Genomic DNA, 544 nt, shown 5'->3' on the forward strand with positions numbered 1-544 from the left:
ATGGCTGACCGTCAGCGCGGTGCGTAACGCGCTCGGAGAAGTGACTCACTATGTCGCCGCCTTTACCGACATCACCGATCGCAAGGCGGCCGAAGAGCGAATTCATAATCTGGCGTTCTACGATCCGCTGACCGGTCTACCCAACCGCCGGCTGCTGCTCGACCGCCTGCACCAGGCCATGGCCGCCAGCCGCCGCGGCAATCAGCTGGGCGCGCTGATGTTCATCGACCTCGACAACTTCAAGAACATCAACGACCTGCACGGGCACCAGACCGGCGACCAGGTGCTGCGCATCGCCGCCGAACGTCTGCACGCCGAGGTGCGCGCCAGCGACACGGTCGCGCGCCTCGGCGGTGACGAATTCGTGGTGATGCTGGAGAACCTCGGCGACGACCCACTGCGCGCCGCGGCCCAGGCCGAACACATCGGCATGAAGCTGCTGAACTCGCTGGATCGCTCGTACCGCCTCAACGAACTCGGCCTGTACAGCAGCGCCAGCATCGGCGTAGTGCTGTTCGGCGGCGAGGCCTGCAGCAGCGACGAG

The 544-nt window shown here is 65.6% G+C and carries 1 protein-coding gene; it reads left to right on the forward strand.

Going from position 1 to position 544, the window contains the following annotated elements:
• The coding region (locus CXQ97_RS21220; protein ID WP_146069761.1) for a GGDEF domain-containing protein at positions 1-544 on the forward strand (544 nt) is incomplete at both ends.

Source organism: Arthrobacter sp. B0490, from assembly GCF_002929355.1.
Classification (GTDB): domain Bacteria; phylum Actinomycetota; class Actinomycetes; order Actinomycetales; family Micrococcaceae; genus Arthrobacter_D.